Origin of the sequence: Microbacterium sp. Root180, assembly GCF_001428485.1 — a bacterium.
GTDB lineage: Bacteria > Actinomycetota > Actinomycetes > Actinomycetales > Microbacteriaceae > Microbacterium.
The window spans coordinates 1,278,143-1,304,260 of sequence record NZ_LMHS01000003.1 but is presented as its reverse complement, the minus strand read 5'-3'; the positions used below and the strand labels follow the sequence as shown (position 1 = coordinate 1,304,260).

Below are 26,118 nucleotides of genomic sequence, written 5' to 3'. Positions count from 1 at the left end.
CCGTGCCGAGGCGTCGGGTCAGCCGCCGGAGGCGGGCGGGGTGCGACGGGACTCGGCGAGGTCGTCGACGAACAGGCCGGTCTCGTCGATGGTGCCGTTGCGGTAGGCCTGACGGCCCACCACGTGCGCCGAGAGCGGCGCCGTCGCGAGCTGGATCAGCACGATCGGCACGAGGAACGCGACGACCGGCCACGACCGCAGCGACAGCGCCACGGCCAGGCAGATCAGGATCACGCCGAGCACCTGTGGCTTGGTCGCGGCGTGCAGGCGCGAGGGCACGTCGCGGAAGCGCAGCAGGCCGATCGCGGCCGTGAGGCACAGCAGCGCGCCGACCAGGATGAGGATCAGCGCCGCGAGGTCCAGCCAGTCGTCGAGGGTCATTGGTCCGTGTTGTCCCTTCGCGCGACGAACCGGGCGATCGAGATCGACCCGAACACCCCGACGGCGGCGATGATCAGCAGCACCGGCAGCGATCGCGTGTGGTGGTTGATCGCCATCTCGGCCCCGAGCACGCACATGACCTCGGTGAGAAGGACATCGGATGCCACGGCACGGTCGAGGATCGAGGGGCCACGGACGATGCGGAACAGCGTGATGAGCGCCGCCGCGCCGAACACGACGTAGATCGCGATGAGCAGTGCGTTCACGAGGCGCCTCCCGGGCGGCGGGCCGCGGCATCCGCTCGCACTGCAGCCACCTGCCCCCGTGAGCCGACCGCCATCACGATGCGGCGCTCCCACCGCTGCACGCTCTCGCGCTGGCGATCGACGTCGGCCTCGGACCTCACGCCGATGACGTGGAGGTAGAGGATGCGGCGGTCCCGGTCGACGTCCACGATGAGTGATCCCGGGATCAGGGATGCCGTCACCGCCGTGTGCGTCATGATCAGGTCGTCGTCAGTGACGAGCTGCACCGCGATGATCGCCGTGCCGGGCTGCCGTCGGAAGTCGAGCACTTGAGCGGCGACGGTGAGCGAGCCCCAGACGAGCGCCGCGAGGAACTCGACGACGAACCCCGCGCCGAACCACACGTTGACGCGGCCCGAGAGCTCGACCGGGGGGAGACGGAAGACCCGGGTCACGAACAGTGCGGCGATGAACCCGGTGAGGAAGGACGTCCAGGTGAGCTGGCCCCACAGCATCATCCAGAGTGCGATCAGCCACAGCAGAAAGGGGAGCTGACGCCACAGCTGCGTGAGGACGGTCTTCTTCCCGACGACAGGGCTGGCCGCGGTGTGCGGGGCGGTGGTCATGGCTGCACCTCCTCGCCCTTGACGACGCTCGAGCCGAGATCCTGCTCGAGCTGAACGAGGGTGACCGGTTCGAGCAAAGCGGCGCCGATCCGGGTGCACACGTCGTAGAGCGGTCCGGCGAAGATCGTCAGCGCGACGGTCAGCGCGACCATGCCGGCGGTCGAGGCCGTCATGATCTTCGGGATGACGCGGCGCTCGGTCTCGACCCCTCCCGGTGCGGCGCCGAGGTAGGAGATGCGTGCCTCCGTCTCGGCCGAATCGTCCTCCTCGCGCCAGAACGCCAGGTTCCACGCGCGCATCAGCGCGTAGAGGGTCAGCAGACTCGTCACGATGCCGCCGACGATGAGCACCATCATGATCGGCGTGCCGACCTCGGCGGCGGCATCGAAGAGGGCGAACTTTCCGATGAACCCTGAGAACGGCGGCAGTCCGCCGAGGTTCACGGCGGGGATGAAGTACAGCAGTGCGATCACGGGTGCCGCGCGCATGAGGCCCTTCACTCGGAGGATCGACGTGCTGCCGGCACGACGCTCGACGAGTCCGACGGCGAGGAACAGCGTGGTCTGCACGACGATGTGGTGGACCATGTAGTAGATCGTCGCGCCGATCGCGGCGGGAGTGGCGATCGCGAGCCCGAAGATCATGTAGCCGATATGGCTCACCAGTGTGAACGACAGGATGCGCTTGAGTTCGGCCTGTGCGAGCGCGCCCAGCACGCCCACGATCATCGTCGCCAGGGCGACGAGCATCAGCAGGAAGTTGACGTCGTTCTCGAGGAACATCTCGGTCTCGGTGCGGATGATCGCGTAGACGCCGACCTTGGTCAGCAGGCCCGCGAACACCGCCGTCACCGGTGCGGGCGCTGTCGGGTAGGAGTCGGGAAGCCAGAACGACAGCGGGAAGACGGCGGCCTTGATGCTGAAAGCCAGCAGCAGCATGAGGTGGAGCACGAGCTGCGTCTCCTGCGGCAGTTCGCCCATCCGTTGCGAGATCTGCACCATGTTCACGGTGCCCAGGGCCCCGTAGATCATTGCGATGGCGGCGAGGAACAGGATCGAGGACACCAGCGAGACCACGATGTAGACGACGCCGGTGCGGATGCGGGACTCCGTCGATCCGAGCGTGATCAGCACGTACGACGCGACGAGGAGGATCTCGAAGCCGACGTAGAGGTTGAACAGGTCGCCGGCGATGAAGGCGTTGAAGATGCCGGCGGCGAGGATCAGGTACGACGGGTGGAAGATCGTGACCGGTGTGTCATCGTCGCCGTCCGCGGCGCCCTGTCCCACCGAGAACAGCAGGACCGCGAGCAGGACGATGCTCGACACCAGCACGAGCAGTGCCGCCAGTCGGTCGACGTAGAGCACGATGCCGAACGGGATCGGCCACCCGCCGACGGACACCGCGATCGCCTGGTCGCCCGTGTCGACCACGTACAGCAGGATCGCCGAGATGACGAGCACGACCGAAAGGGTGCTCACCGACACGACCACCTGCGTGCGGCGGTGGCGGCCGGCGATGAGCGCGATCGCCGCGCCGAGCAGCGGCAGCGTCACCAGCAGCGGAACCAGCGCGGGGGCGAAGGTCGTCATTCGTCGTCACCGCCCCTCGTCGGGCGTTCCGTCGGGCGGTCCGTCGGGGCGTCGTCGCGCAGGCCCGCCACGTCCGTGCTGCGCAGCACGGTGATCGGCGACGTGTCGAGCCCGACGAAGTCGGTGGTCGCGTCGTCGTCCTCGTCTTCGATCTCGATCTCGTCGTCCATCGTCTCGTCGACGTCGGCGGTGCCCTCGCGCACGGCGCGGTCGGCCTCGTCGTCCTCGACCGTGTCGGCCTGGCCGAGCTGCCACGAGCGGTAGATGAGCGCGAGCAGGAAGGCCGACACCGCGAACGTGATGACGATCGCGGTGAGCGTCAGCGCCTGCGGCAATGGGTCGGACATCTCGTCGGGGGATGCCGCTGCGCCGAAGAACGGTGCGACCCCCGGCTGACCCATGACGATGAGCAGCAGAAGGTTGGTCGCATTCCCCAGCAGCAGGAACCCGATCAGCACCCGGGTGAGGCTGCGCTCGAGCATGGCGTAGACACCGCACGCGAAGAGCACTGCCATGACGATGATGAGCACGGTCGAGACGGTCACGGCGCGCTCACCCCCGCCATCCGGCTTTCGCGAGCCTCGTGCGCCTGGCGGTCGACCTCGGCGCCGAGACTGCGCAGCACGTCCAGCACGAGGCCGATCACCACGAGGTAGACGCCGACGTCGAAGAGGGTCGACGTCACGAACTCGACGTGGCCGATCACCGGCAGATCCGCCTCGAACCACGCGCTCGTGAGCGGCGGTGCACCGAAGAAGATCGGCACGATGGCGCAGGCGACGGCGATCGACATGCCGATGCCCAGCAGGCGCCCGGCGTCGGTGGGCGCCGCGGCCCCCAGCTCGAAGCGCCCGCCCGCGACGTAGCGCATGACCAGCGCCATGCCGGCGACGAGGCCGCCGGCGAATCCGCCGCCGGGGAGGTTGTGTCCGGCGAACAGCAGATACAGCGACACGATGATGATCGTGTGGAAGAGGATCCGCACGATCACCTCGAGCATGATCGAGCGGTCCTCCGGACGCACGCGCTGACCGCCGACCAGCCAGGCCGTGCGACCGCTTCCGCGCGCATCGCCGCGCTGCTTGAGTCCGTCCGAGGTCTCCACGAGCGGTTTGCCGGTGCGGGTCGCTCCGGCGGGCAGGGGGGCGATGAGGCGTGAGAGCGTGTCGGCGCGGTGGGTGACGAAGACGAGGGATGCCACGCCCGTCGCCGCGAGGATGAGCACCGACAGCTCACCCATCGTGTCCCAGCCGCGCAGGTCGACCAGCGCCACATTGACCACGTTCTTGCCGTGTCCGAGGTGGTAGGCGAGGTCGGGGAAGCGGTCGGAGATCGGCTGCGTGCTGCGGGCGGACGTGGCGACGAGGACGACAGCGGCCATGGTCGCGCCGACCGCCGCTCCCAGGACGGCCCGTGCAACCGGCCAGACGGACTCGTTGTGCTCGCCCATCCGCGACGGGATGCGCCGCAGCACCAGGGCGAACGCGACGAGGGTCACCGTCTCGACCAGGATCTGGGTGAGGGCGAGATCCGGCGCACCGCTCGTGGCGAACAGCAGCACCATGCCGAGGCCGGTCACCGAGACGAGCACAACGCCGGTGTAGCGCTTGCGTGCGCGCACCGCGATGAGCCCGGCCACGATCATGATCGGCGCGACGACGAGCTGCATGGGCGTCTGGAAGGCATCCAGCTGCGCCTGCCACTCGGGGGCGGCCAGCAGCGCCGTGCCCTCGGCGGCGACGAACACGACGAAGATCGTGCCGACGTACACGGGCAGGGAGCCGCGCTGGGTGAAGCTCGTCGTGACCACCGACAGGCGTGCGATGGCGCGCAGTGTGCCGTTGTACGCCCCGGCCGCGGTGAACGGGAGCAGCCGCTTCGACCAGCCCGCGCGGGCGGTGAGCCAAAACACGACGGCCCCGACGGCGATCGTTCCGAGCGAGATCCACAACGCGGGCTCGAGCCCGTGCCACAGGGCGAGGTGGGCGGGATGCTCCGAAGCACCGGGCGGCGCCTCGTCGGCATAGCCCGCCAGCGCCACATCGAGCGCCGGAGCCGCGAAGCCGGCCACGACGGTGAGCCCCGACAGGAGGACAGGTGCGGCGAGGAATCCGATGGGAGGGTCCGGCCACTCGGTCGCCGGTAGCGGCCGGCGCGCGGCATCCCGCTTCGTCCAGAAGGCTCCCCACAGGAATCGGATGCCGTACGCGGCGGTGAGCACGGATCCGAGCACGACGCCGCCGAACGCGACCATGCCCCACGGGGCACCGGCGGCCGCCTCGTCGAGGAGCGCGGTCAGCGCCCCTTCCTTCGCGACGAAGCCGATCGTCGGGAAGATGCCGACCATCGAGGCGACGGCGATGAACGAGAACGTCGCCATGACCGGGGCCTGGCGGCCGACGCCGCTCAGCTCGGCGATGTCGCGGGTGGACAGCTGGCGGTCGATGACGCCCACCACGAGGAACAGGGCGGACTTGAACAACGCGTGGCTCAGCAGCAGCGCGGCCCCGGCGAGCGCGGCGTCGCGGGTGCCGTAGCCGAGCACGACCGCCAGCAGGCCGAGCTGGCTCACGGTGCCGAAGGCCAGGATGCGCTTGAGGTCGGTCTCGCGCAGAGCTTGGTAGCCGCCGAGCAGCATCGTGAACACCCCGAGGCTCACGACGATCGGACGCCAGGTCGGCGCCGCAGCGAACACGGGCGCGAGGAGAGCGATGAGGTAGATGCCGGCCTTGACCATCGCCGCGGCGTGCAGATACGCACTCACCGGGGTCGGCGCCGCCATGGCGCCGGGCAGCCAGAAGTGGAACGGGAAGATGGCGGACTTGCTGAGCGCGCCGACGAGCAGCAGCACGAGCGCCGCGTCGACGACCGGGCCGGTCGGAGCCTCGGCGAGGATCGTCGAGATGCTCGACGTTCCGGCGTCGACGACGATGAGCACGACGCCGATCAGCATGACGAGTCCGCCGAGGGTCGTCACCAGCAGCGCCTGAAGTGCGGCGCGACGACTCGCCGCACGGCGGTTGTAGTACCCGATGAGGAGGTACGACAGCACGCTCGTGATCTCCCAGAACATCACGAGCACGACGAGGTCGTCGGTGAGGACGAGGCCGTACATCGCCCCGGCGAACGCGAGCAGAACGGCGGAGAACTGGCCGAGTCCCTCGTCCTTGCCGCGGAAGTACCAGCGGCAGTAGATCATGACGAGTGCGCCGACCCCGGTCACGATCAGCGTCATGAGCCACGACAGGGTGGTCATGCGCATCGAGAGCTCGATGCCGAGCGGGGGGATCCAGTCGTACGACTCGAAGGGGTCATCGCCGGCGAGCACAGCAGGGGTGGCGGCGACCGCCTGCGCGAACGCCGCGATGGGCAGCAGCGCCGCGACGAAGAACGCGCGTGCGCCGATGCGCCGGACAAGCCACGGGAGCACCAGCGGAACGAGTGCGAACGCGCCGAGGAGGAGGAGCATGGGCGGCCTCCTCGTGGTCGTCGGCCGGGGGCTCACGCGCGCGGCTCGGGCGATCAGGGTGTCGGGTCGAGTCTACCGGGACGCCCGGCCCTCTGGCCCCGCGCGTGCCAGAGTGGAGCCCGTGGCCGCCGATCCCGCCGATCTCCGCACGCCGCCCTGGGCGCGCGAGGCGATGGGTGCGGTGGTCGCTCTCGCGATCGCGATCGCGACGGTCGCGGTCGTCGCCTCGACGCCGCGCTCCGAGCTTCTGCTGCGCGACGGCGACTCACTCGTGACGACGCTCGTGGTGCGGTCGCTCGCCGCCGGCCAGCCGCAGGACTGGGCGATGTCATCGGTGCTGTTCGTCCCCGAGACGGCCGTGCTCGGCATCCTCTCGCTCTGGGGGCTCGGCAGCGAGGGCACGCTTCTCGTCGCCGGCGTCGCGAACCTCGTCGCGCTGTACGGCGCGCTGCGCCTCGTGGCCGGAGCACGCCGGCCCGGCAGTGCGCCCGTCGCGGGATCACTGCTGGCCCTCGCCGCCTTCGCGCTGCTCGCCGTCACCGAGGCATCGGCCGATCGCGACGCGCTCGAGCCCGCCTCGCTCCTGCTCACCACGACGTACTACAGCGCCACCGTGATCGCCGCGGTCGTCGCCTTCGGCCTCGCCCGCCGCGGTCTCGATGCGCCGCAGCGGCGTGCGCACGTCTGGGTGCTCGCGGGGGTGGCCGCGGCATCCGTCCTCACCAATCCGCTGTTCACCGCGTGGGCGACGGTGCCCCTCTCGGTCGTGCTCGTCGTCGTCGGCCTTCGCGCGCGGCGAAGGGAGGATCCTCCTTCCGCCACATCTCCTCCTTTCGCGACCCCCACGCGGGTCGGCTCCGCGGCATGGATGCTGCTCGCCGCACTGGTCGCCGGATCGGCCGCGGGATTCGTCGCGCGCGTGCCGCTGTCGCCCCTCATCGCCAACACCGGCGCCGGATACGCCGACCCGTCCCAGTGGGCGCAGTCGCTGGCGTACTACGCGGGCCTCGCGGCGGACCGGCTCGCCGAGCCCGCGGGCGCGGCCGCGGGAGTCCTCGGCGCGGTCTTGTGGGCGTGGTGCGCGGTCGCGTCGGTGATGCTCGCCCGGCGCGCGCACGTCGGAGCCGCCGTCGCCGCCGCGTGCGGCTGGCTCGTGCCGCTGCTCGTCGTCGTCGGCGCGATCGTGCTCGGCACCCACGCCGCACGGTACCTGCAGCCCGTGGCCTTCGCTCCGCTCCTCGGACTCGCGGTGCTTCCCGACCTCGCCCCGCAGCGCCTACGGCTCGGCCGGATCGTGCTCGCCGCCAGCACCGCCGGCGCGCTCGTGCTCGCGGCCGGGCTCGGCATCCCGCGCCTCGTCACGGCGGCGAGCGCGCCCGATCCCGACCTCGCATGCGTCGTCGCGTGGACGGATGCCTCGGGCCGCACCGGCGCGGGACAGTTCTGGACGGTCCGGCTGCCCAAGGCGCATGCGGCGGATCCGCGCGCGCTCGTGCAGGTGGATCACGAAGTGCGCGGCTACGCGTGGCTCGTCAACCGCGACGACTTCGCTGTGGGCGACGTGACGTTCCTCGTGCGGGACGACGAGAGCGTGCCGTTCGCCCTGCCCGGCGGCGTCACGGAAGCGGATGCCGCGTCCCTGGTCGATTGCGGCCGGTACACGATCGTCGACTTCGGCGATCGCACGCTGCCGCTCGGACCGCAGCGGTCCTAGTCGGCTGGCGGCGGGGCCGTCGTGTTGCCCTCGCGGAACTCGCACGTGAAGCGGATCGACGCGGCCTCGCCGCCGTCGAGCATCGCCGCGACGGCGTGGCCGGCGGCGCGTCCCTTCTCGGTCGCGGGCTGGACGAGCGTGGTGAGCTCGTACGGCGCGAGGCCGTCGACGACGATCCCGTCGAAACCGGTGACACTGAGGTCTTCGGGCACCCGCAGCCCCGCCTCTTCGGCTGCGCGGATCACGCCGGCCGCGAGAAGGTCGCTCTGGGCGATGACGGCCGTCGGCCGCATCGACGGGTCGGCCAGGATCACGCGGCCGGCCGCGAGCCCCTCGTCGATGAAGCTCCCCGCGGCGGCGTAGACCGCGGCATCCGGATACACCTCGAGCGCACCCGCGAGACGCTCGCGCGTGACGTCGATCGTGATCGCGGTCCCGTCGAGGAGCCAGCCCGCCTCCCACCCGCCGCGGGCGGGCAGGGTGACCACGGCCACGCGCCGATGGCCGAGGGCGCGCAGGTGGCTCGCAGCCTGCCGCTGCGCCTCGCGGTTGTCGAGACCGATGCGAGGCACGTCCTCTCCGGCGTCGCCTTCGATGACGACCACGGGGATTCCCCGCGCCTTGACGGCATCGAGCGACTCGCGCAGGTGCCCGCTGCAGCCGACGAGCACGGCGGCGTCCAGCGGAGCGGTCATGAGCGACGCGGCGGTCCCGCTCTCGGTCGGATCGTGGTCGCGCAGAAGGAGGAGCCCGGCGCCGAGCGGTGCGACCCCGTCCGTGAGCCCGTCCATCATGAGGGTCTTGACCGGGTCGAGGAATGCCGTCCCGAGATGCTCTTCGAACACCACGCCGACGATTCCCGATCGGCCGCGGCGCAGCGACGCCGCGCGCGGGTCGGGTCCGGTGTAGCCCAGGGCCGAGGCGGCGTCGAGCACGCGCCGGCGAGTGGCGTCGGAGACCGGGGTCTTGCCGCTGAACACGACGGAGGCCGTCGACGGCGAGACCCCTGCCTCGCGCGCGACGTCGGCGATGGTTGCCCTGCGCGTGCTCATTTGCATTGATGCTACCCCGGCGCAAGCACGGGCGTCGAATCGATTCGACAGCTTGGCCGCGACGGGCTACCGTGGTCGGGTGGATACGCCTCTCACCCGTTCTCAGCTCGTCAGCTGGCGCACCGCGGTCTTCACGATCTTCTTCGTCACCGGCCTCGGCTTCGCGTCGTGGGCGGCCCGCCTGCCCGCCGTCAAGCGCGATCTCGGGATCAACGACCGGGAGATCGGCATCCTGTTGTTCATCTCGGGGGCCGCCGCCATCGTCGGCCTCTCGATCGCGAACGTGCTCGTCGTGCGCTGGGGTGCGCGCCGGGGCATGGTCGCGACGATCATCACCTTCTCCGTCGGAGTCGCGGTCGTCGGGCTCGGCGTCTCCGTCCTCCAGTCCTATGCGGTCACCGCGATCGGTCTGGCCCTGATGGGGATGGGCATGAGCGCGACCGACGTCATGATGAACGTCGAGGCCGCGGCCGTCGAGCAGGCGTTCGAGAAGACGCTCATGCCCCTGTTCCACGCGTTCTTCAGCATCGGCACCGTCGCCGGCGCGGGCCTCGGCGTGCTCATGGCGATCTGGAGCATCCCGGTCTCCTGGCACCTGTGGGTGGTCGGGCTGCTGGTCCTCGCCGCCGGGCTCTTCGCCCTGCGCGCCGTGCCGGTGCGCGAGACCATGCACGACGACCCGGCGACCCCCTCGGACCGCCGCCAGCGCCTCGCCGAGACCCTCGCGGTGTGGCGCGATCCGCGCACCTACGCGATCGGCGCGATCATGCTCGGCATGGCCTTCGCCGAGGGCAGCGCGAACGACTGGCTCACGATCGCGATGGTCGACGGCCACGGCCAGACCGAGGCCGTCGGCGCCATCGCGCTCACCGTGTTCTCGGTCTCGATGACGGTCTTCCGCATCCTGGGCGGCCCGATCGTGGACCGCCTCGGCCGCGTCTGGACACTCCGGGTGCTCGCGGTCGCCGCAGGGGTCGGGCTCATCGTGTTCATCCTCGCGCCGAACCTGCCGATCGCCTTCGTCGGCATCGCGCTGTGGGGCGCCGGCGCCTCGCTCGGGTTCCCGCTGGGCATGTCGGCCGCCGCCGACGACCCCGCGAAGGCCGCGGCATCCGTCTCCGCCGCCGCGACCATCGGCTACCTGGCGTTCCTGTGCGGGCCTCCGATCCTCGGCTGGATCAGCCACGAGATCGGCATCCTCCCGACGCTGTGGATCATCGTCGGCCTCATCGCCCTGTCGGGCTTCGCCTCGGGAGCGGCCAAGCCGATCGCCGGGTCGAAGGTCGGCGCGGGGCACGCCCACCACTGATGCGCGGCTAGGCTTCTCGGGTGCGTCTCGTCATCGCCCGCTGCTCCGTCGATTACACCGGACGGCTCACCGCGCACCTTCCGCTGGCCACCCGTCTGCTCGTCCACAAGGGCGACGGTTCGCTGCTCGTGCACTCCGACGGCGGCTCCTACAAGCCGCTGAACTGGATGAGCCCGCCGTGCCGACTGGACGTCGAGGAGCCGGATGCCGAATCCGCCGCCGCGGGAGTGCTCGAGTACTGGCGTGTGACGCACGCGAAGACGGGCGACGCCCTCCTCGTGCGCATCTACGAGGTGCTCCACGACTCGTCGCACGAGCTCGGGATCGACCCGGGGCTCCAGAAGGACGGCGTGGAGGCCGATCTGCAGCGGCTCCTCGCGGAGCAGGTCGACGTCATCGGCGACGGGCTGACCCTGGTGCGGCGCGAGTTCCCCACGGCGATCGGACCGGTGGATCTGCTCCTGCGGGACCCCGCCGGCGGCACCATCGCGGTCGAGGTCAAGCGCCGCGGCGACATCGACGGTGTCGAGCAGCTGACGCGCTACCTCGAGCTGCTCGGTCGCGATCCGCACCTCGCACCGGTGACCGGCGTGTTCGCCGCCCAGGAGATCAAGCCTCAGGCGAGGGTGCTGGCGGCGGATCGCGGCATCCGCTGCGTCACCCTCGACTACGAGGGCATGAAGGGCATCGACTCCGGCGCTCCCCGGCTGTTCTGACGCAAGCCGGAGACGCGGCCGTGGCGTCTGCGTCGGGGTCGTCGTCCCCTCCGGTAACGCATGTGAGTTCATGCTCACACACCTCGTCGGCGCCGCGACGGACATTGTGTGAACGCGAACTCACACAGCCCGAGCACCCAAGATCCGACCGCCCACGACCGGAGCCTGTGTGAACCCGAACTCACATGCCGAAACGAGCGGGTGCGAACGTTTCGCTCGCACGCGATGCGTGACGCCGCAGGAGACGCCGCCCTCACCCCCTCCCCGTAGGGTGGATCCCATGCCGAGACGATCGCCCTGGACGTGCGTGCTGTGGGACGTGGACGGCACGATCGTCGACGCGTCCGACGGCATCCTGCGACGGCTCACCGTCACGCTCGAGCACTTCGGCAGGCGTCCGCCGACCCGCGCGGAGCTCGTGCACTGGATCGGTCCGCCCATGTACGAGTCCTTCCAGGTCAACGTCGGCATGACGCCGGACGAGGCATCCGAAGCCGTGGCCTTCTACCGCGTGCTCGGCAAGAAGGACGGCTACACCACGGGCGCGAAGCTCTTCGACGGGGTCGGCGAACTGATCCGGGATGTCGCGGCCGCCGGGATCCCGGAGGCGACGGCGAGCTCCAAACCCGAGATCCAGGTCGCCGCGCTCATGGACCACTTCGACCTCTCGCCCTCGCTCACCGCCGTCGTCGGCGCGACGCCCGACGAGAAGACGCTCAGCGCCAAGGCCGACATCGTCGCCGAGGCGCTGCGCCGCCTGCAGGCCGCGGGCGCGGACACCAGCAGACCCGTCCTCGTCGGCGACCGCCACCACGACGTCGAAGGCGGCGCCGTGCACGGCGTGCCGGTGATCTTCGTGCGCTGGGGCTTCAGCTGGCCGCACGAGGCGGACGGCGCACAGGCAGCCGTCGACGACGTCGACCAGCTCCGCCGTCTCCTGCTGGTCGAGGAGACCGATGCCTGAGATCGTCGGCTCGATCCTCGCGTGGCTCGTCCCCGCGGTGATCGTGTTCGGCGTGGCGGGGATCGCCCTGGCCGTCGTCGCGTGGACGGTCCGGCGCGCACGACGATCACCCCGGGCCCGCGCGGCGGCCGACCAGGATCGCGTGCGCGCCGGGGCCGTGCTCGTGCGGCTCGACGACGAGGTCGCCGAACTCGACCTCGAGGTCGGGCTGTCCGGCGCCCTCTACGGCGGAGGCGCCCCCACGTCGCTGCGGCGCGCGCGGCTGACCGCGCAGCACGTACGCGACGAGTCGTTCGACGAGTACCGCCGCCTCAGCGCATCCGAGGTCCTGCCCGACGACATCCGGCGCTCGTCGAGCCGCATCGAGCGGCGCGCGAGCGAGGCCCTGAAGGCGATCGCCTCGGCAAGATCCGAGCACTCGGCCTGGGTGCTCGCGAACGTCTCGGCGGCGAGCCAGATCTCGGCCGCGCAGCGCCGGCTCGACCAGCTGCGCGAGGGAATGGGGGATCCCGCCGCCCTCGTCGCTGAACTGTCCGCGCGGTTCGCCGAGGACGAGTGGGCGGATGCCTCGCGCGCCGCGCACGCCGCCCTCGCCGAAGAGGCCGAGGCGCGGCGCCACCTCGACGCGGCACAGGCGCAGGCGGCCGATCCGTCGCGCAGCGCGCTGGCGGAGCTCGGCGCCGCCGAGCGCGCGCTCCGCCAGGCCGAAGCCGACGCGCGCATCCTCGAAGAATCGCACCGCCTCGTCCTGCAGGCCGCGCAGGCCGTTCCCGGCGAGATCGACGCCGCCCGCACCGCGCTGCGGCAGGCCGGTGTGACCCGCGAGCATCTCGACGCCCCCGACGCCGCACGCCTCGGCGCAGAGCTCCACGCCTTCCACGCGGAGCTGGAGAGCATCGAAGCGGATGCCGCGCGCCGGCCGTCCCGCACGGTCGACCGGATCGCCCGGCTGCGTGATCGCCTCGACCTCGCGCTCGGCGACGCGCGCACCGCGCAGCAGCGCATCCGCGGAGCCCGCACCGCCCTCCCCGGAACGCTCGCCGCCGCCCGCTCGGCGATCGCGCAGGCCGAGGCATCCGTCGTCCACGCCCGCGCAGGCGCCGATGCGCGGGCGCGCCTCATCTCGTCCCAGCACGAGCTCGCCGCCGCGCGTCAGGCGCCGGACCCGGTCGCGGCGCTCGACGCCGCGCGACGCGCGCTGCGCGACGCCGAGGACGCCAAGGCCCTCGCCGACTACGCCCGCACCAGCGGAACGTGACCGGGCGCGTCGGTAGGGTGAAGCCCATGACCGACGCCGTGCCGCGCTCGCGCCATCCCTTTCTGTCCGCCCTCGCGCGGATCCCCGCCACGCTCGCGCTCATCGCCGCACTGCTGGCGATCGGCGTGATCTGGGGCGGGCTGTGGAGTCCCTTCGCCGAGAACCCGCTCTTCGAGTCGGTCGCCTACGGGCTCCCGGCGCTCGCCGAAGGCCGGTGGTGGACGCCGGTGACGGGCACCTTCTTCGTCGACCACCCGATCGTCTACCCGTTCGTGATCGCGAGCTTCGCCGGTCTCGCCTTCCTCGAGCATCGGCGCGGTTCCGTGGTCGCGCTGGCGTACTTCGGCATCGGTCAGCTGTTCGCGATCTTCGCCAGCGCGCTGTTCCTGTGGCTCGCGGCGATGCTTCCCTGGCCCTGGGCGCAGGTCGAGGCGACGATGCTCGACGTCGGACCCTCCGGCGGGACGATGGCCGGCATCGCCGCCGCCGTCGGACTGCTCGCGTCACCGTGGCGCGTGCGCGCATGGCTGATCGTTCTGGGATTCTCGTTCGTGACGCTCTTCTTCTGGGGATCTCTCGCCGACCTCGAGCACGCCTTCGCCGTGCTGCTCGTTCTGTTCGCGGACCGGTCGCTGCGCGTGCAACGCACGACCGTGCGCGAGCAGCGCCTCATCGCCTTCGTCGTCGTCCTCGTGATCCTGGCCGTCGAGCTGCTGACCCTCCTCGTTCCCACCGACGGTCCCTTCGGACACACCGATGCCGCGGACGGCTCGTTCCTCGACGTCGCGATCGACGTCATCGTGATCGCGGGCCTGGCGACCGGGCTCCGGCGGGGCCGGCGCTGGGCCTGGATCTGGACCATCGTGCTCGCGACGATCAACGTGCTCACGGGTGTGCTCCTGGTGACGCTCGCGCAGATCATCGGGCCGAGCTCGCTCTCAGCCCAGGTCGGCGACTACAACGTCGCCCTCGCGCAGTCGGCGATGTGGCTTCTGCTGCTCATCTACCTCGTCTGGGTGCGTCGCGCGTTCCAGGCGCGGCGCAAGTCGACGGTCGGCGTCAGCCCCGCACCCTCGATCGATGACGTCAAGGCCGCCCTCCGCGCATACGGGGGCGGGACGCTCTCGTGGATGACCACATGGGACGGCAACGACTACGCCCGCACGGAGGCGGGCGGCATCATCGCGTATCAGCGACGGGCAGGCGTGGCCATCGCCCTTGCGGATCCGCTGGGGCCCGAGGCATCCCGTGCGCGTTCCGTCGCGGAGTTCATCGCCTCGGCGGAGCACGCCGGCCTGATCCCCTGTTTCTTCAGCTCGAGCCAGGCGACCCGCGACGCCGTTCCGGCCGGATGGCGCAGCATCGTCGTCGCCGACGACACCATCGTGGACCTCGCCGGCCTGGAGTTCACCGGCAAGAGGTGGAACGCCGTGCGCACGTCGATGAATCGCGCCGGCCGCGAGGAGATGAGCTTCCGCATGACACGGCTCGCCGACGAGCCGTGGGGCATCAGGCAGCAGCTTCGCGCGATCTCCGAGATGTGGGTGGGCGACAAGGGCCTCCCCGAGATGGGCTTCACCCTCGGCACGCTCGACCAGGCCGAGGACCCCGAGGTGAGGATGGCGCTGGCGGTCTCGCCCTCCGGTGATGTCGACGGCTTCCTGTCGTGGCTTCCGGTCTACGCCGGCGACGGGAAGGTGCGCGGCTGGACCCTCGACCTCATGCGCCGCCGCGACGGCGGCTTCGGACCGGTGATGGAGTTCCTGATCGGGTCGTCGGCCCGGCACTTCTCCGACGAGGGCGCCGAGATCCTCTCGCTGTCGGGTGCGCCGCTGGCCCACGAGTACCCGCCGGATGCCGGCGCCATCGCCGCACTGTCGGACTGGCTCGCCGGCATGCTCGAGCCGGTCTACGGCTTCCAGTCGCTGCATCGCTTCAAGGAGAAATTCCACCCGCGCTACGAGACGATGTACCTGCTGTTCCGCGACGAGAGCGACCTCACCCGCATCGGCGCGGGGCTCACCCGGGCGTTCCTGCCGGACGCGACGCTGCGCCAGTTCGCGGGCGCCGGACTCGAGCTCGTGCGAGGATCCGGCGACTGAAAAGAAAAGCGCCCGATGTGCAACATCGGGCGCGACTGGGCCGCGGCATCCGCCTCCGACTCTGTCGGCGGAAGCAGGAGTACCGCGGCGCAGCTTTCGCTTGATGGGACCCGAAGGCCCGCATGGCTTAGATGGGGCGGATGTTCTCCGCCTGCAGGCCCTTGGGGCCCTGGGCGATCTCGAACTCGACCCGCTGGTTCTCCTCGAGGGAGCGGTATCCGCTTGCGGTGATCGCGGTGTAGTGCGCGAAGACGTCTGCGCCGCCCTCATCGGGAGCGATGAAGCCGAAGCCCTTCTCCGAGTTGAACCACTTGACGGTGCCCTGCGTGCTCATTACTTGCCGTTCTTTCTGGGTGCCCGCGCTCATGCCACGAGTCCAGTCCAAGGTAACGGTATGTGCGCCGTACGGCGAGAGTCGTTTCGGATGGTGACAGAAACGTTGCATTGTGCTCGGATGCCGCCCCCCGAAACCATCGGACGCCCGGGCTGAGCAGTGCTCGAAGCCCGGGCGTCGACGGATCCCCCCGGATAGGCCACGCGTAAGCGTGACAGGCTCATGCTACCGATATATCAGCGACGCGGCGAGAAGGACGTTCCGCCGGGTCCGAGGTCCGCGTGAGCGCTAACCGGACATGAATGTCCGGCGAAGATGAGAAAGGTGTATGCGGCTGAATCGGCCGACGTACACTGGTCGCACTCATGACGACCCCCCTCGCTCCCCTCGTCCCCAGCGGTGCGGTGCTCGGCGACGAGGTCTACGCCCGTGTGGGCGAGGCGATCCTCGACGGCACCCTCGCACCGGGCGCCCGCCTGCGCGATCACGAACTCGCCGACTGGCTGGGCGTCTCGCGCACTCCCGTCCGCGAAGCTCTGCAGCGCCTCGAGCGCGTCGGTCTCGTCGAGGTCTCGCCGCACCGCTACACGCGCGTGTCCACGCCGAACGACAAGGCGCAGGCCGACACGCTCGAGTTCGTCGCGTATCTCATGGGCAATGCCGCGCGCATGGCCATCGCGAACGCCTCGGACGACGAGCTCGAGGACGCCCTCCTCGAGCTCGACGCCGTGATCGCGGCATCCCGCTTCGACGACTATGCGGAGCTCATGCGCACGAGCCACATCTTCTTCGCCAGGCTCACGCGGGCGACCGGGAACGTCGCGATCCTCCGCTTCATGCGTGAGGCGGAGCTCGCGATCCGCCGCAACATCTCCACGTGGCGCCCGATCATCGAGTGCCCGATCGGCCGGACCACCGCGTACGAGGGATTCCGCGATGCGATGCGCGAGCGCGACGGCGTGCGCGCCGAAGCGCTGCTGCGCGAGCTCCACGGCCTCGCCTGACGGCGGGAGCCCCTCGATCGGCGGGCCTTCCGGTCGCTACGGTGGGGGTGTGAACCACATCGAGCTGCGCGATCTGGACGACGACGATCTCGACGCGATCTTCGAGATGATGCGCGACCCAGAGGGTGTCGCGATGGCCGCGTTCACCGCGGAGGACCCGAGCGACCGTGACGCGTTCGATGCGTGGATCGCGCGTCAGCGCGGAGACGGCGGCGTGCTGTATCAGGTGGTGACGGAGAACGGCGGCTTCGCGGGGACCGCTGCGGTCTTCACGATCGACGGCGACCGGGAGGTCAGCTTCTGGATCGCCCGCCACGCGTGGAACCGAGGCGTCGCGACCGCCGCGCTGCGGCTGCTCGTGTCGCGCGAGCCCGTGCGGCCGCTGTTCGCGCGGGCCGCCGCGCACAACGCCGGGTCGCTCGCCGTGCTGCAGCACTCCGGGTTCACCGAGGTGTCGCGCAACGTCGCCTACGCACCGGGGCTCGGCCGTGAGACCGAGGAGATCGTCTTCGCCCTTCTGCCCGCCCTCGACGGGGCATGAACCTGGAGCAGCGCGATGAGACCGCTCAGATACTCGATCAACGTCACTCTCGACGGATGCTGCCATCACGAGGCGGGGCTGCCGCCGGATGAGGAGTCGATGGCCTACTGGACGGCGGAGATGGAGAGGGCCGACGCCCTGGTCTTCGGCCGGGTGACGTACGGGATGATGGAGTCCGCGTGGCGGCGGCCCGCCACGGGCGCGTGGCCGGACTGGATGCGCGAGTGGGAGATCCCGTTCGGCGAGGCCATCGACCGGACGAAGAAGTACGTGGTGTCGAGTTCGCTCGAGAGCGTCGACTGGAATGCCGAGCTGCTGCACGGCGACGTGGTGAGTGCGGTCCGGCAGCTCAAGCAGCAGCCCGGCGACGGGCTGTGGGTGGGAGGCGTCACGCTGCCCCGGGCACTGGCCGATGCCGGGCTGATCGACGAGTACGAGTTCCTCGTGCAGCCGGTGCTCGCCGGGCACGGCCCGACGCTGCTCGCCGGTCTGCGCGAGCGCATCCCGCTCGAGCTGGTGGAGCGGCGCGAGTTCCGGTCGGGGGCGATCGCCCTGCGCTTCCGCCCCGCCTGAAACGGCGTGACGCGCCCGCGAACGTGACGATCTGGCGTCAGCCCTTGAGGTCTGCGGCTGTGAGAGCGTTCGGAAGCTGATCGCCTTCCTCGAACGGCCCATGCACGAAGCGATCCCCGTCGACGGAGTAGAGACCTGCGGAGCCTCCGGTGATGTAGTACTGAGCGAGTCCGTCCTTCTTGAGCACGGTGGGCGAGAGGAACAGCAAGTACTTTTCGCCGGACCTGAGAATTGCGTACGGCAGTTCCATCCCTTCAACTCCCATCTGTCGGACAACCACCGTCTCGCCCGCAAGGTGAGGCGTATCCGCGGGCACCTCGACGCCGAGACCGGCTGGGGAGAACTTCTCGATGATCGTCGCCGTGGAGAGCGTGTACTCGATGTCGTCTTTCACAACCTCTTGGTGATGCACATCGACCACCGCCACAACAGAGCTGTCCGCGACTATCCCCTTGACTGAGTCGTAAAGCTCGACTCTCGAGCCTTCCATGTGCACTGTCTGAGTCGCGGAACATGCCCCGAGGCACGCTATCGAAGCGGCAACGGCGGCGGCGGCAATGGTGCGTTGAATCTCATTCATCTCGATCTCCTCAGCGCGACGTGCTGACCGCGGAGCCCCTGTATCGAAGGACTTGCGACAGGCACCCAGAATGACGCTCCGGTGCGGAATCCGGCTACGGCCGCGGGCATCCCGGGCTCGCGACCGCCGCCCGGCCAGTTCGATGCCCGGATGTCGCGCGGAAAAGAAGAAGGCCCCCTTCCGGGGGCCTTCTTCTTCGCTGTGCGCGAGGGGGGAGTTGAACCCCCACGCCCTTTCGGGCACTGGCACCTGAAGCCAGCGCGTCTGCCTATTCCGCCACTCGCGCGAGCCGCGGCATCCGAAGACACCACGAAACTCAACTTGCCGAGGATATCACGCACCGCGCCGGCCCCCGAACCCAGGAGATCGCGGCTTCCACAGGACGAGACCTGGCCAGAATCTCCTGCACAACGCCGGAACTCCTGTGCAACGGGGTGCCGGGCCAGGGACTCGGGAGAGGGGGTTCACCGGCATCCCATGGTGTGCAATTAGCATGTACCAACCGGCACCCCCCGTCCGAGGAGCCCAGTGGGACTACTTGACAGCTTCGAGAAAGGTCTCGAGCGCGCAGTGAACAGCGCGTTCGCGAAGACCTTCCGCAGCGGCATCCAACCCGTCGAGATCGCCTCCGCCCTGCGCAGCGAGCTCGACAAGAAGGCTGCCGTGGTGAGCCGCGACCGCATCCTCACGCCCAACACGTTCGTCGTGCGCCTCTCGCCTGCCGACGACGAGAAGATGGCCGCGATCGGCGACGCACTCGTCGATGAGCTCGACACGCTGGTGCACAAGCACGCCAAGAAGCAGGGCTACTCGTTCGCGGGGCCGGTCACGATCACGTTGCAGCGGGACGAGCAGGTCTCGACCGGCACGCTGCGGGTCGATTCCGCGACCGCCCAGGGCGGCCGCGTGTCGTGGCGGGGAGTCGTCGACATCGAGGGGAAGCGGCATCCGCTCGTCAAGGGCCGCACGGTCATCGGCCGTGGGAGCGACGCCGACATCACGATCTCCGACGCCGGCACCAGTCGCCGGCACGTCGAGATCCTGTGGGACGGCGAGCGCGCGATGGTCCGCGACCTGAAGTCGACGAACGGCACGACGCTCGACGGCCGCAAGGTGGGGGAGGCGGCGCTTCCGCCCGACTCGACCGTGACCATCGGCCGCACCGACATCGTGTTCCACGTCGTCGCCCAGGCGGCGACTCCGCCGCGCCCGACGATGTCGGCCCAAGACGCCACGCGCGCCTACGACCTGCGCGACGGAGGCCCCCTGGCATGAGCGAACTCACCCTGCTCCTCCTGCGCATCGGCTTCCTGGTCCTGATGTGGGCGTTCGTGTTCGCGGTCGTGTACTCGCTGCGGGCGGACCTGTTCGGCGTCAAGGTGAGGCGGATGCCGGATACCGGTGCCGCAGCGGCACCGGCACCGGCGGCCGCGGCATCCCGTTCCGGGGCCACCGCACCTGTCGCCCCGGCCCCCGCCCCCGCTCCCAAAGCAGGACCGAAGGGCGGACCAGCGACCGCGGACGCGGTCTCGCGCATCGTCATCACGAGCGGCCCGAAGGCCGGCATCGAGCTGCCGCTCGGCAAGGAGCCCCTCACCATCGGCCGCTCGAGCGAGTCCGCGCTCGTCGTCCGCGACGACTACACCTCGAGCCACCACGCCCGCCTCGTGCTGTGGGGCGATCAGTGGATGATCCAGGACCTCGACTCGACCAACGGCACCTGGCACGACGGCTCCCGCGTGACAGCGCCCGCTCCCGTGACGATCGGCGCGCCGATCAAGGTCGGCGCCACGACCTTCGAGCTTCGGAAGTAGCGGGCGGACCCACCACCTATGGTCTTCCAGGGCTCGAGCGTCGCCATCTCGCACACCGGCAAGGTGCGCTCCAACAACCAGGACTCCGGGTACGCCGGGTCGAACCTGTTCGTCGTGGCCGACGGCATGGGCGGCCACGCCGGCGGCGACGTCGCGTCCAGCCTGGCGATCGCCCGTCTGCAGAGCCTCGACCGCCCGTACGAGTCGACGGCGGCGGCCGAGCGCGAGCTTCGCGATGCGATAGCGGATGCCGCCACCCAGCTGATCGACACGGTCGATGACCGTCCGGAGCTGGCGGGCATGGGCACGACCGTGAGCGCGCTCATCATGGTCGACGACTACGCGGTCATCGCCCACATCGGCGATTCGCGCATCTACCTCTTCCGCGACGGCGCCCTCACCCAGATCACCACGGACCACACGTTCGTGCAGCGCCTGGTCGACTCCGGCCGGATCACGCCCGAGGAGGCCAGGTACCACCCGCGGCGGTCCGTGCTCATGCGCGTGCTCGGCGACATGGATCCGGATCCCGAGCTCGACACGTTCATCATGCCGACGCAGCCGGGCGACCGGTGGCTGCTGTGCTCGGACGGGCTCTCGGGCGTCGTCGACGACCCGCACACGTCGAAGGCGCTCGCGCTCGGGCTCGCCCCGGGGCGCACCGCCGACAACCTGCTCAAGCAGGCGCTGGACGGCGGCGCCCCCGACAACGTCACCATCGTCCTCGTCGACGTCGGGGGGCAGCATCCACTCTTCTCGGGCACGCCCACCGTCGTCGGCTCGGCCTCCAACCCGATCGGCGTCGACGTCCCGGCGGCGCGCTCGGGACGCACGAGCTGGCTGCACCCCAATCGCCAGGCCGCGAACGAGCCGACGCACTTCGAACCCGCCGCCGAATTCCTCGAGGAGCTCATCGAGGAGGACCGCCGCCGCGTGCGACGGCGCCGCATCGGCTGGATCGCGGGCGTCGTGCTGGTGCTCGCCCTCATCGCAGGTGCGCTGTGGATCGGCTACCAGTGGACCCAGACGCGCTACTTCGTGGGCGCCGACGAAGACACCGTCGTGATCTATCAGGGCGTGCAGCAGAACATCGGGCCGATCTCGCTCTCGACGCCGTACGAGGACACGGAGATCCCGCTCGACTCGCTGCCCGAGTTCGCGCGCGCGACGGTCGAAGGCACCATCTCGGCAAGCTCTCTCTCAGACGCCCGGCGTATCGTCGCGACCATCGTCGAGACCTCGGGAGGAGGCGGATGAGCGGCCCCTCGAGCACGGTCACCGAGGCTGTCTCCACCGACACCGCGGTGGTGCGCGCGCTGCGGCGCATCCGCGTGCCGCAGACGCAGCGCAATCGCGAGCTCGGACTGCTGGTCTTCGCGTTCGCGATCAACGGTTCGGCGGTGGCGCTGGTCCAGCTCGGCGCACTCGGCGCGATCGACTGGACGTTCCTCGTCTACTGCGGCGGGCTGACCGCGCTGGTGGTCGCCCTGCACATCGTCCTGCGCCTGCGGGCGCGCGACGCCGACCCCTTCGTCGTGCCGATCGCGACGCTGCTGACCGGTCTGGGCCTCGCGATGATCTACCGCATCGACATCGCGCGCGAGCGGCACGGTTGGGAGGCCTTCTCGACACGGCAGCTCGCGTGGGCCGCGATCGCGCTGGTCCTGGCGATCGCCGTCGTGCTCCTGCTGCGCAACTATCGGGTGCTGTTCCGCTACACCTACATCTTCGGCTTCGTCGGCATCGCACTCCTCGTGCTCCCGATCATCCCGGGGCTGGGAACCGACGCGAACGCCGACGTGTGGGTGTCGCTCGGCTTCTTCAGCTTCCAGCCGGGCGAGCTGGCGAAGATCGCCCTCGCGATCTTCTTCGCCGGCTACCTGGTGCGCACCCGCGAGAGTCTCTCGTCGGTGGGCACGCGGTTCCTCGGCGTCACGTGGCCACGCGCCCGCGAGCTCGGCCCGCTGCTCGTGATCTGGCTCGTCTCGCTCGGCATCATCGTGATGCAGCGCGACCTCGGCACGGGCCTCCTCATCTTCGGCATGTTCGTGGCGATGCTCTACGTCGCCACGGGCAAGACGAGCTGGGTGCTCATCGGCGTGACCCTGGCAGCGGCGGGCGCTCTCATCGCGTCACAGGTGCTGTCGTACGTCAACGGCCGCTTCACGAACTGGCTGGATGCCTTCAATCCGGCCGTCATCGAAGCTCCCGGCGGCAGCTATCAGCTCGTGCAGGGCATCTTCGGTCTCGCCCAGGGCGGGCTGATCGGCACCGGCCTCGGCCAGGGGCGCCCGTACCTCACGCCCGTCTCGGAGAGCGACTACATCCTCCCCGCGCTCGGCGAGGAGCTCGGTCTCATCGGCGTCTTCGCGATCCTCTGCCTGTACATGGTCTTCACCAGCCGGGGCATCCGCATCGGCCTCGCCGGCCAGGACGACTTCGGCAAGCTCCTCGCGACCGGCCTCTCGTTCACGATCGCGCTGCAGGTGTTCATCATGGTCGGCGGAGTCACGCGCATCATCCCCCTGACCGGCCTCACGACTCCGTTCCTCGCTGCGGGCGGATCGTCGCTGGTCGCGAACTGGATCATCGTCGCGCTCCTGCTGGGGATCTCGGATGCCGTGCGCAGCCGCCCCCGGGTGGTGATCGGATGACCAAGGAACTACGGCGTCTCAGCATCCTGATGCTGATCATGTTCCTCGCGCTCTTCGGCTCGACGAGCTGGATCCAGGTGGTCAACGCCGAGGAGCTCGGGGCGAACCCGCGCAACACGCGTGCGCTCTACGACTCGTTCGAGGTGCAGCGCGGCTCGATCATCGCGAGCGGCACCGCCATCGCCTCGTCCGTGCCGTCCAACGATGTATACAGCTGGCAGCGGGTCTACACCGAGCCCGACATGTGGGCTCCGGTGACCGGCTACATCAACCCGGCGCTCGGCCGGGAAGCGGGAACCGGCATCGAGCAGGCGATGAACTCGTACCTCAGCGGCTTCGCCGGGTCGCAGTTCCTGTCCCGGATCGAGCGCATCTTCACCGGCCAGCCTCCGCGCGGCTCCAACGTCGTGCTGACCCTGGACGCCGCGGTGCAGCGCGCCGCGTACGAGGCGCTGGGCGACCTCCAGGGCGCAGTGCTCGCGATCGAGCCGTCCACCGGGCGCGTGCTCGCCATGGTGACCAGTCCCAGCTACGACACCAACCTGCTCGCCTCGCACAACACGAGCGAGGTCAACGCCGCGTACGACACGCTCGTCGCCGACCCCGGCAAGCCGCTCTCGAACCGCGCCATCGCCGGCGACCTGAACCCGCCCGGATCCACCTTCAAGCTCGTGGTCGCCTCGGCTGCGCTCGCATCGGGTGACTACACCCCCGAGTCGACGATCCCGAACCCGTCGAGCTACACCCTGCCCGGCTCCAGCGCCGTGATCTACAACGACACGAGAGGCACGTGCGGCCCGGGCGCGACGGTCACGATCGCCGACGCCCTGCGCCTGAGCTGCAACATCCCGATGGCGCAGCTCGCCGTCGAGCTGGGCGACACCGCCATCCGCGAGGAGGCGGAGAAGTACGGCTTCAACACCTCCTTCGAGATGCCGCTCATCTCGACGCCGTCGAGCTACCCGCGCGCACTCGACGACGCGCAGACCGCGCTGACGGGGTTCGGTCAGGGACAGGTGATCGCGACGCCGCTGCAGATGGCCATGGTGTCGGCGGGGATCGCGAACGACGGGGTCGTCATGAGCCCGCGGATGGTCGACCGCGTGATCGGTCCGGACCTGTCCGTGCAGGAGGTCTTCGAGGATGTCGAATTCGGACGGGCCCTCGACCAGGAACTCGCCGACGAGATGGTGGCGATGATGGTCGCCAATGTCAGTGAGGGCATCGCGACGGGTGCAAGAATAGACGGCGTCGACGTGGCCGGGAAGACCGGTACCGCGGAGAACGGTCCCAACCAGCCGTACACGCTGTGGTTCACCGGGTTCGCGCCCGCGGACAACCCACAGGTCGCCGTCGCCGTCGTCATCGAGGACGGTGGCGGGCAAGGGCAGTCGGGTAGCAGCAATGTCATTGCGGCTCCCATCGCAAAGAAGGTCATGGAGGCGGTGCTGGGAAGATGAGACCGACGCAGGGTGTGACTTTCGGCGGCCGCTACGAGCTGGATTCGCGGATCGCGATCGGCGGCATGGGCGAGGTGTGGGAAGCGACCGATCACGTCATCGGACGGACCGTCGCCATCAAGATCCTCAAAGACGAGTACATGGGAGACCCGGGTTTCCTCGAGCGCTTCCGCGCAGAGGCCCGGCACGCAGCACTCGTGAACCACGAGGGCATCGCGAGCGTCTTCGACTACGGCGAGGAGAACGGCAGCGCGTTCCTCGTCATGGAGCTCGTGCCCGGCGAGGCGCTCTCGACGATCCTCGAGCGCGACGGCGCGCTGTCGACCGACAAGACGCTCGACATCGTCGCCCAGACCTCCGCCGCCCTTCAGGCGGCGCACGCGGCAGGGCTCGTGCACCGCGACATCAAGCCCGGGAATCTCCTGATCACTCCCGACGGCCGCGTGAAGATCACCGACTTCGGCATCGCGCGCATCGCCGATCAGGTGCCGCTCACGGCGACCGGACAGGTCATGGGCACCGTGCAGTACCTGTCGCCCGAGCAGGCGTCCGGGCATCCGGCATCCCCGGCGACCGACACGTACTCGCTGGGCATCGTCGCGTACGAGTCCCTCGCGGGCAAGCGCCCGTTCACCGGTGAGTCGCAGGTCGCGATCGCCATGGCGCAGATCAACGAGCAGCCGCCGCCGCTGCCGCCCACCGTCGCCGTGCCCGTGCAGAACCTCGTCATGGCGATGATCGCGAAGAAGCCCGAGGAGCGCCCGGCCTCGGCCGCCGCCGTCGCGCGGGCAGCGACCGCGCTGCGCCGCGGCGATGTCGCGGCCGCCGCCGCTGCCGTCCCGGCGATCGCCGCCGCTGCCGGCGACGACGCGACGCAGCTGCTCGCCGCTGATGCCGATACCTCGACCGCGACCCAGCTGATGCCGGCCGCGGGCGATGAGGCCCTCGACGGCGAGGAGAAGAAGAAGCGCAGCCCGTGGACGTGGCCGCTCATCGCGCTCATCGTGCTGCTCCTGCTCGTGCTCGGAGGCACGATCTGGGCGCTTCTCGCGAACCAGGACGGTGGCGAACCCGAGCCGTCGACCAGCTCCAGCTCCGCATCTCCCACGCCGTCGGACACGCCGACTCCGACGCCGACCCAGACCACCGACGAGCGGGTCGACGTCGGTGCTCTCGGCCTGACCGGGAAGACCTGCGCCGACGCCCGCGCGCTCGTCGAGGGTGCCGATCTCGTCGCGAACTGCGTCGCCGGCAACGCGGCGCCGACCGCGGGCGACCAGGACCTCGTGTACGACGTGAACCCGACGGGCCGTGTTCCCGTCGGCACCACGATCAACCTGACCTATTACGGTCCGCAGACCGCCATGCCCGCGCCGACGGCACCGACCTTCACCGACCCGTCGGTGGCGCCGGGCGGAACGATCCAGGTCAACTGGGGCCAGTACGGCTGCCCGGCGGGGGAGGGCTCGGTGAGCGCCTACAACCTCACGGCCACCAACGGCACGTTCGCGAACGGTCAGTCCACCTCGGCCTTCGGTCAGGGGGATCGAGCGGCGCAGGTCACCGTTCCGTCCACCGCCACCGGCAACGTCACGGTGAGCTACACCGTGACCTGCACCGGCGGGCCCTCCGGTGATCGCACCTCCGGCGCATCGCCCGAGGCGACCGTCCCGATCCAGTAGGCCGACAGACGGAGAGCGCTTCCGACAGCGCGAGCGGGGACGAGTCGG

The 26,118-nt window shown here is 70.1% G+C and carries 24 protein-coding genes and 1 tRNA gene; 15 read left to right on the top strand and 10 right to left on the bottom strand.

The features are described 5' to 3' along the window. Window positions 1-18: 18 nt before the first annotated feature. The 6 genes from mnhG to ASD93_RS13595 are packed head-to-tail and all read right to left on the bottom strand — an operon-like array spanning window position 19 to window position 6,313. Window positions 19-381, bottom strand: coding sequence for a monovalent cation/H(+) antiporter subunit G (gene mnhG / locus ASD93_RS13620; RefSeq protein ID WP_056123613.1), 363 nt, complete (start codon window positions 379-381; stop codon window positions 19-21). Further along, on the bottom strand, window positions 378-647 hold the full coding sequence (locus ASD93_RS13615; RefSeq protein ID WP_056123610.1) for a monovalent cation/H+ antiporter complex subunit F: 270 nt from the start codon (window positions 645-647) through the stop codon (window positions 378-380). Before ASD93_RS13615 ends, mnhG begins: the two co-directional genes overlap by 4 nt. Continuing rightward, window positions 644-1,252: a Na+/H+ antiporter subunit E gene (locus tag ASD93_RS13610; protein WP_056123607.1), complete on the bottom strand. Its 609-nt coding sequence runs from the start codon at window positions 1,250-1,252 to the stop codon at window positions 644-646. Before ASD93_RS13610 ends, ASD93_RS13615 begins: the two co-directional genes overlap by 4 nt. Further along, the gene (locus ASD93_RS13605; RefSeq protein WP_056123603.1) at window positions 1,249-2,844 is read right to left on the bottom strand and encodes a Na+/H+ antiporter subunit D; all 1,596 of its coding nucleotides are present in this window, start codon (window positions 2,842-2,844) and stop codon (window positions 1,249-1,251) included. The genes ASD93_RS13610 and ASD93_RS13605 overlap by 4 nt, the downstream gene beginning before the upstream one ends. Next, a complete protein-coding gene (locus ASD93_RS13600; RefSeq protein ID WP_056123601.1) occupies window positions 2,841-3,389 on the bottom strand; it encodes a Na(+)/H(+) antiporter subunit C in 549 nt (182 codons plus the stop codon). The genes ASD93_RS13605 and ASD93_RS13600 overlap by 4 nt, the downstream gene beginning before the upstream one ends. Next, on the bottom strand, window positions 3,386-6,313 hold the full coding sequence (locus tag ASD93_RS13595; protein WP_056123598.1) for a Na+/H+ antiporter subunit A: 2,928 nt from the start codon (window positions 6,311-6,313) through the stop codon (window positions 3,386-3,388). The genes ASD93_RS13600 and ASD93_RS13595 overlap by 4 nt, the downstream gene beginning before the upstream one ends. Before the next feature lie 121 nt (window positions 6,314-6,434). On the opposite strand from ASD93_RS13595, the gene ASD93_RS13590 reads away from it, so the two are divergent. Then, window positions 6,435-8,027 (top strand): hypothetical protein, encoded by a 1,593-nt coding sequence (locus ASD93_RS13590; RefSeq protein ID WP_235566960.1) that lies wholly within the window; start codon window positions 6,435-6,437, stop codon window positions 8,025-8,027. On the opposite strand, the gene ASD93_RS13585 is transcribed toward ASD93_RS13590, so the two are convergent. Continuing rightward, the gene (locus tag ASD93_RS13585; protein ID WP_056123595.1) at window positions 8,024-9,079 is read right to left on the bottom strand and encodes a LacI family DNA-binding transcriptional regulator; all 1,056 of its coding nucleotides are present in this window, start codon (window positions 9,077-9,079) and stop codon (window positions 8,024-8,026) included. The genes ASD93_RS13590 and ASD93_RS13585 overlap by 4 nt on opposite strands. A 79-nt stretch (window positions 9,080-9,158) precedes the next feature. Between ASD93_RS13585 and ASD93_RS13580 the strand changes: the two genes are divergently transcribed. From ASD93_RS13580 to ASD93_RS13560, 5 genes are all read left to right on the top strand, one after another. Continuing rightward, complete coding sequence (locus ASD93_RS13580) at window positions 9,159-10,388, top strand: MFS transporter (RefSeq protein ID WP_200950694.1); 1,230 nt, start codon at window positions 9,159-9,161, stop codon at window positions 10,386-10,388. 20 nt (window positions 10,389-10,408) lie between these two features. Next, the gene (nucS, locus tag ASD93_RS13575; protein ID WP_056123591.1) at window positions 10,409-11,104 is read left to right on the top strand and encodes an endonuclease NucS; all 696 of its coding nucleotides are present in this window, start codon (window positions 10,409-10,411) and stop codon (window positions 11,102-11,104) included. 280 nt (window positions 11,105-11,384) lie between these two features. After that, on the top strand, window positions 11,385-12,068 hold the full coding sequence (locus ASD93_RS13570; RefSeq protein WP_056123587.1) for an HAD hydrolase-like protein: 684 nt from the start codon (window positions 11,385-11,387) through the stop codon (window positions 12,066-12,068). After that, window positions 12,061-13,326 carry a hypothetical protein gene (locus ASD93_RS13565; protein ID WP_056123585.1) on the top strand — a complete coding sequence of 422 codons (1,266 nt, stop codon included), beginning with the start codon at window positions 12,061-12,063 and terminating at the stop codon, window positions 13,324-13,326. Before ASD93_RS13570 ends, ASD93_RS13565 begins: the two co-directional genes overlap by 8 nt. 26 nt (window positions 13,327-13,352) lie before the next feature. After that, window positions 13,353-15,428 (top strand): bifunctional lysylphosphatidylglycerol flippase/synthetase MprF, encoded by a 2,076-nt coding sequence (locus ASD93_RS13560; RefSeq protein WP_056123583.1) that lies wholly within the window; start codon window positions 13,353-13,355, stop codon window positions 15,426-15,428. Between the two features lie 127 nt (window positions 15,429-15,555). Here ASD93_RS13560 and ASD93_RS13555 read toward each other — a convergent pair whose 3' ends face one another. Further along, window positions 15,556-15,762 carry a cold-shock protein gene (locus ASD93_RS13555; RefSeq protein WP_056123580.1) on the bottom strand — a complete coding sequence of 69 codons (207 nt, stop codon included), beginning with the start codon at window positions 15,760-15,762 and terminating at the stop codon, window positions 15,556-15,558. 365 nt (window positions 15,763-16,127) lie between these two features. Between ASD93_RS13555 and ASD93_RS16280 the strand changes: the two genes are divergently transcribed. The 3 genes from ASD93_RS16280 to ASD93_RS13540 are packed head-to-tail and all read left to right on the top strand — an operon-like array spanning window position 16,128 to window position 17,880. After that, window positions 16,128-16,766 carry a GntR family transcriptional regulator gene (locus tag ASD93_RS16280; RefSeq protein WP_056123577.1) on the top strand — a complete coding sequence of 213 codons (639 nt, stop codon included), beginning with the start codon at window positions 16,128-16,130 and terminating at the stop codon, window positions 16,764-16,766. Window positions 16,767-16,815: 49 nt separating this feature from the next. Beyond that, window positions 16,816-17,307, top strand: a complete 492-nt coding sequence (locus tag ASD93_RS13545; protein ID WP_082569332.1) for a GNAT family N-acetyltransferase — start codon at window positions 16,816-16,818, stop codon at window positions 17,305-17,307. 15 nt (window positions 17,308-17,322) lie between these two features. Next, window positions 17,323-17,880 carry a dihydrofolate reductase family protein gene (locus tag ASD93_RS13540; protein WP_056123574.1) on the top strand — a complete coding sequence of 186 codons (558 nt, stop codon included), beginning with the start codon at window positions 17,323-17,325 and terminating at the stop codon, window positions 17,878-17,880. A 37-nt stretch (window positions 17,881-17,917) separates the two neighbouring features. On the opposite strand, the gene ASD93_RS13535 is transcribed toward ASD93_RS13540, so the two are convergent. Beyond that, a complete protein-coding gene (locus ASD93_RS13535; protein ID WP_157536960.1) occupies window positions 17,918-18,370 on the bottom strand; it encodes a hypothetical protein in 453 nt (150 codons plus the stop codon). Between the two features lie 292 nt (window positions 18,371-18,662). Next, window positions 18,663-18,746 (bottom strand) — tRNA-Leu (locus ASD93_RS13530). Window positions 18,747-18,988: 242 nt separating this feature from the next. On the opposite strand from ASD93_RS13530, the gene ASD93_RS13525 reads away from it, so the two are divergent. The 6 genes from ASD93_RS13525 to ASD93_RS13500 are packed head-to-tail and all read left to right on the top strand — an operon-like array spanning window position 18,989 to window position 26,070. Then, window positions 18,989-19,735, top strand: a complete 747-nt coding sequence (locus tag ASD93_RS13525) for an FhaA domain-containing protein (RefSeq protein ID WP_056123569.1) — start codon at window positions 18,989-18,991, stop codon at window positions 19,733-19,735. Next, window positions 19,732-20,274 carry an FHA domain-containing protein gene (locus tag ASD93_RS13520; protein WP_056123565.1) on the top strand — a complete coding sequence of 181 codons (543 nt, stop codon included), beginning with the start codon at window positions 19,732-19,734 and terminating at the stop codon, window positions 20,272-20,274. The genes ASD93_RS13525 and ASD93_RS13520 overlap by 4 nt, the downstream gene beginning before the upstream one ends. Before the next feature lie 18 nt (window positions 20,275-20,292). After that, a complete protein-coding gene (locus tag ASD93_RS13515; protein WP_056123562.1) occupies window positions 20,293-21,531 on the top strand; it encodes a PP2C family protein-serine/threonine phosphatase in 1,239 nt (412 codons plus the stop codon). Continuing rightward, a complete protein-coding gene (locus tag ASD93_RS13510) occupies window positions 21,528-22,928 on the top strand; it encodes an FtsW/RodA/SpoVE family cell cycle protein (protein ID WP_056123558.1) in 1,401 nt (466 codons plus the stop codon). The genes ASD93_RS13515 and ASD93_RS13510 overlap by 4 nt, the downstream gene beginning before the upstream one ends. Beyond that, a complete protein-coding gene (locus ASD93_RS13505) occupies window positions 22,925-24,388 on the top strand; it encodes a peptidoglycan D,D-transpeptidase FtsI family protein (protein WP_056123555.1) in 1,464 nt (487 codons plus the stop codon). The genes ASD93_RS13510 and ASD93_RS13505 overlap by 4 nt, the downstream gene beginning before the upstream one ends. Beyond that, complete coding sequence (locus ASD93_RS13500) at window positions 24,385-26,070, top strand: serine/threonine-protein kinase (protein WP_056123552.1); 1,686 nt, start codon at window positions 24,385-24,387, stop codon at window positions 26,068-26,070. Before ASD93_RS13505 ends, ASD93_RS13500 begins: the two co-directional genes overlap by 4 nt. Window positions 26,071-26,118 lie beyond the last annotated feature (48 nt).